The following is a 4,626-nucleotide window of genomic DNA, read 5'->3' on the forward strand; positions in this document are numbered from 1 at the left end:
GAGCCGCTGAAGCGGCTCGAGGTGCCGCTGCGCGGCACAGCGCAACCAGCGTTGTGGTGCAACAGGTTTCGCGGCTGCGGTGGAAACTCCTTCGCTGCGCTCAAGAGTTCCTCGTAAATTCTCGGGCTCACCTCGCTGCGCTCGGTGGACCCGGGAATCCCTCCTGCCCCGCTGCGCGGAGCAGGAGAACGGAATTCCCTGCTGGGGCGCTGCGCGCCCGAAACGAGGACTGCGCAACGGGCCTGCGGCCCCAAGCCCCCGAGCACTGGAGAATCCTTGGATCGGTGTGTCCGCTACGAGCGAACTCGACACCCAAAGCTTCCCCCGTACACCCCCACCGCTCACGCAGCACCGGCCGGCTCCCAGAGGACGCCCACCCGGAAGAACCGGTGCACCAGGGATGCAACCAGCGTACTGCCCCGGCCACGGCTCCGACCCGACCGACACGGCCCGCGTCGACGAACAGGACCCGCAGCGCACGGCCCTCCTCGAGCACCGCTGGGCCACCCCGCACCAGCGCCAGCGGCGGTCGCAGCACGCGCCGGCGCGCTGCGGCACACCCTTCACCACCTCGAACCCCGCTCCCCGCGCCACAGCACGCAGCGCACCTCTGAGGTGCACGCGCCGCTGGTGTGAGATCGCTCGTGGCACCGGCACCCGTGCCGGTGCCACGAGCGGTCACCGACCGACCACGCCCAGCAGATGGCATAGGGCTGCTGAGCACCACTTGTGCCGTTCCCCTGTTTCACACCCGCCCCACCTGTCACACTGCGCCCCGGGCAACCACTGCCCACCCACCACGCACCAGGAGCACCGTGTCCCACCCGCACGCCCACCCGCACGCCCAGCCCAGCCCCGCCTACGCCCCACCGGCCCCCGCCCCGGCCAAGAAGGGCCTGGCGATCACCTCCCTCGTCCTAGGGATCCTGGCGATCCTCGGCTGCCTCATCCCGGTGCTGAACGTCATCAGCATCGTCCTGGCCGTCATCGCCCTGGCCTGCGCCGTCCTGGCCCTGATCGCTGTGCGCAAGCGCCGCGCCGCCGGCAAGGGCCTGGCCATCACCGGCCTGATCCTCTCCGTGCTCGCCATCATCGGCGCCGTCATCGCCAACATCATCGCCGGCGCCGTCGTCAACGGCGTCAACGCCTCCATCGAGCAGGAACGCGCCGCCGACGCCGCCGCCGCCTCGCAGTTCCCCGGCGCCACCGCCGACGACGTCGTCGGCCAGGGCGGCGCCACCCTGCAGTTGGACGGCCTCACCCTGAGCGCCACCGCGCTCACCGCTCAGGACGACGACGTCCTGAACCGCCAGCTGCTGTGCTCCACCGTCACCTACACCAACACCAGCGACGCCCCCGGCAGCTACAACGTCCTGGACTGGTCCCTGCAGAACCCCCAGGGCGCAGCCCAGACCTGGGGCGCCTGGGGGGACAACGAGCTGAACTCCGGTGACCTGGCCCCCGGCGGCACCACCACCGGCGACGTCTGCTTCGAGAGCGACGCCGCCCCGGGACAGTACGTCCTGCTCTACGACGGCAGCTGGATCAGCGACGAACGCGGCGCCTGGACCAACACCCTCTGACACCGGTCACCGACGGGAGCTGCCCACCGATCGAGGGACGAGCACCGGTGGGCAGCTCCCGCCCAGCACCCGCAGCACCTTCAGCATCCGCAGTACCCGCTCGACACCACCTGCTCACCCGGCAGGGTGAGCGATCCACCCACGCGAAGGACACCATGCACATCAAGAGGATCAAGAAGACCGGGCGAGTGGTGGCCGGCATCGCCGCCGCCTTGACCTCGGCAGCGCTGATCAGCGCCGCCCCCGCGAGCGCCGACCCCCGCGTCGGCGGCGACATCGGGGTGAAGTACGACCAGCTCGGCGGTGAGGGCGGGCTGCTGGGAGCCCCGGTGACCGGGGAGATCCGCACCCCCAACGAGCGCGGCGTCTACGTCGCCTTCCAGCGCGGCTCGATCTACTGGTCGCCCTGGAGCGGTGCGCACGAGGTGCACGGCGAGATCCGCAACGGCTGGGGACGCCTGGGCTGGGAGAACGGCTCCCTGCGCTTCCCCACCTCCGACGAGATCACCACCCCCAACGGCCGCGGCGCCTACAACACCTTCGAAGGCGGGGCCATCTACTTCTCCCCCGCCACCGGCGCCCACGCGGTGCAGGGCACGATCCGCCAGGCGTACGCGTGGGCGGGCTGGGAGAACGGCTACCTGGGCTTTCCCACCAGCAGCGAGGTCCCCACCCCCAACAAGCGCGGGGCCTACAACACCTTCCAGGGCGGAGCGATCTACTGGTCCTCGGGCACCGGTGCCCACGTCATCCGCGGCGCCATCCGCGACGCCTGGGCGCGCCAGGGCTGGGAAGGCGGCCGCCTGGGCTTCCCCACCAGCAGCGAGTTCGACATCACCGGCGGCAAGCGCCAGAACTTCACCGGCGGCTACATCGAGTGGAACCCCGCCCGCGGCGCCCTGATCAATCAGCCCATCGCCCAGCCGCCCGCCCCGGCCCCCACCATCGCCGGCACCGGCACCTTCCGCGTCGGAGCCGACGTCCAGCCGGGCACCTACCGCTCCAATGGCCCCGCAGCAGGTAGCTACGGCTGCTACTGGGAACGCCTGAGCGGCTTCAGCGGCAGCTTCGCCGACATCATCAGCAACGACTACGTCACCGGCGCCACCATCGTCACCATCGAGGCCAGCGACACCGGCTTCTCCACCAGCGACTGCCAGACCTTCACCAAGATCGGCTGAACACGCCACCCGCTGCACCGCGGGGTGCAGCGAGGGGTCCCGCGGCGCCGAGTGCCGCAGGGCCCCTCGCACACCCCGCGTCCCAGCACGTACCAGCGCGTACCAGCACGCAGGAGCGCCCACCTGTGCGCTCCTCGACCTGTGCGCCACACGAGCCCGGCACACCAGGCCAGCCGGACACGAAGCCGCCACAGGAGCAGGCCTTCCGTACCCCTGTGGCCCTCCACTCGTGCCTGCCGTGCTCCCGGAGGGGCAGCCCCAGCCTGGCCCGCACCCTGGCCGGAAGGTGGAAGCGGAGGTACCGACGCGGGCGAGCCGATGACCCTCCGAGGAGGTCCTGGCGCACCCGGCCCTGTGCTCCTACTGTGCTTCACCGCCGGGCCGGTTGGTGCCCGGGTGAACCACACCAGGGGGAACCATGAGCACGAGACCTCGCCGCACGAGGCGCACGATCCGCGCGGGCGCGATGGCAGCCGGGGCGCTGCTGTGCGCGAGCACCGGGGTGGGGGCCGCGCAGGCGGCGGCACCGGTGGTGGACCTGGTCGTCACCGACATCACCACGGTGGGCGCCTACACCCCCGGCGCGCCGGTGGTCTTCCAGGCCACCATCCGCAACGACGGCCAGTTCGACTACACCACCTACACCAACGGCGTGGCGTTCATCGTCGACGGGCGCGTGGTGTCCTGGTCGGACACCAACAGCACCCGCCTGGCGCCGGGGCAGTCGGTGGTCGTGCGCGCCAACGCCGGCCCGGCCGGCACCAACGCCTGGAAGGCCACCACCGGCAAGCACACCGTGCGCGCCTGGGTCGACGACGTCAACCGCGTGCCGGAGACCAACGAGCGCAACAACACCCTGGACAAGACGCTGACGGTGAGCACCGGCGCGGTCAAGGCCGTCACCGCTATCAGCGCGAAGGTGGCCGTGGACCAGGCGCAGTATCAGAGGACGCACGACCGCGGCGTGCAGCTGTCGTGGACGGCGCCGGCCGGGCAGCCCGCCGGTACCACCTACACCGTCGTGGAGCACCCGCTGGGCGAGGAGGGCGGGCACTGCGGAGCCCAGACCGACAAGGTGCGCGGCACCACCACCGGCACCTCGATGCGCCTGGAGCAGGCCACCGGACAGGTCTGCGGCGGCGGCGGGCACACGTACACCTACGACTCCACCTTCAGCGTCCTGGCCAGCCCGCCCGGGGCGATCGCGGTGGACTCCACCCCTTCGGGGGCGTGTCACGAGCGCTACCAGTCCGCCTCGGCGTGGCCGGCGGGCACCTCCACGTGGTGGGAGCACTCCTGCACCGACGGCGGCTCCGTGTACGACTCGGTGGTGGCAACGGTGGTGGCGGACACGGTGGTGGACGCCGGCGGGCCTGGGGACGCCTTCTTCGACGGCGGGCAGGCCGTCAGCACCGGCTTCACCGGCGGCCCGGTGCAGTTCCAGACCGCGCGCTGGGGGTGGAGCACGTACGACATCCCCGTGCCCACCCGGGGCGAGTACCTGGTGAGCATGGGATTCATCGACCCGACCTGGTGGAAGGCCGGGCAGCGGGTGTTCGACCTGAGCGCGGAGAGGCAGCCGGTGGCCAAGAACTTCGACATCGCCGCCTCCGTGGGTCGCGGGCAGGTCGTGTACCGCTCGGCGTACGTCTCGGTCGACGACGGCAACTTGACGATCCAGGCCCGCAAGATCACGGACAACCCGATCATCTCCAGCATCGCGGTGCACCGGGTCAACTGACCCCACCGCTCCTGTAGCACCCCGGCTACAAGCACCCCGAGGGTGGGCGCCCCCGGCCCGGGGGGGGGCCGCCGGCCTCGGGCCGAGACCCGGCGGGCCCCCCCCGCAGAGCACGGGATAA

Annotated in this window: 3 protein-coding genes; all 3 read left to right on the forward strand. The window is 71.6% G+C overall.

Annotated elements, in window-relative coordinates; all coding sequences use genetic code 11:
• The first annotated feature begins 815 nt into the window (after positions 1-815).
• The 3 genes from ACRYR7_RS24430 to ACRYR7_RS24440 all read left to right on the forward strand — a co-directional run bounded on the left by ACRYR7_RS24430 (position 816) and on the right by ACRYR7_RS24440 (position 4,505).
• A complete protein-coding gene (locus tag ACRYR7_RS24430) occupies positions 816-1,583 on the forward strand; it encodes a DUF4190 domain-containing protein (RefSeq protein WP_432574912.1) in 768 nt (255 codons plus the stop codon).
• Between the two features lie 155 nt (positions 1,584-1,738).
• On the forward strand, positions 1,739-2,764 hold the full coding sequence (locus ACRYR7_RS24435) for an LGFP repeat-containing protein (protein WP_432574914.1): 1,026 nt from the start codon (positions 1,739-1,741) through the stop codon (positions 2,762-2,764).
• A gap of 418 nt (positions 2,765-3,182) precedes the next feature.
• Positions 3,183-4,505, forward strand: coding sequence for a malectin domain-containing carbohydrate-binding protein (locus ACRYR7_RS24440; protein ID WP_432574916.1), 1,323 nt, complete (start codon positions 3,183-3,185; stop codon positions 4,503-4,505).
• Positions 4,506-4,626 lie beyond the last annotated feature (121 nt).

The sequence above is a fragment of the Kineococcus gurbantunggutensis genome (assembly GCF_050871925.1).
Taxonomy (GTDB): Bacteria; Actinomycetota; Actinomycetes; order Actinomycetales; family Kineococcaceae; genus Kineococcus.